General features: G+C 66.9%; 1 protein-coding gene. It reads left to right on the forward strand.

The features are described 5' to 3' along the window. A partial coding sequence (locus tag N1F89_RS20660) for a porin (protein WP_290086393.1) occupies window positions 1-526 on the forward strand: 526 nt, incomplete at both ends.

Raw genomic sequence — 526 nt, forward strand, 5'->3', positions numbered from 1 at the left:
TGATCCCCGAGCCCGAGCCCATGGAATATGTGCGCATCTGCGACGTCTACGGCGCCGGCTTCTTCTACATCCCGGGCACCGAGACCTGCCTGCGCATCTCCGGCTACGTCTGGTACCAGATCGCCGCGGGCACCTATGATGGCGATGCCACCGCGATCGGCGGCAATGACTTCATCGGCAACGAGACCGTCGGCTACTACGACGGCACCGCCGGCGACGGCTGGATGGTTTCGACCCGCGCCCGTCTGAACGTCGACGCGCGCTCGGAGACCGAGTGGGGCACGCTGCGCGCCTATCTGCGCTACCAGGCCACCTGGGGCGCCCCGGCCGACGGCAACGCCACGGTCGATCAGGCCTACATCCAGCTCGGCGGCCTGATGATGGGCTACTCCGAGTCGTTCTGGGCCGACTCCAAGAACGGCGGCCCGTCGAACTACGGCTCGCACTCCTGGGGTGGCATGTACTACGGCTACCAGCAGCGCCACCTGATCGGTTACCGCTTCGAGGGCGGCAACGGCTTCTTCGG

Origin of the sequence: Aquibium sp. A9E412, assembly GCF_030398335.1 — a bacterium.
Taxonomy (GTDB): Bacteria; Pseudomonadota; Alphaproteobacteria; order Rhizobiales; family Rhizobiaceae; genus A9E412.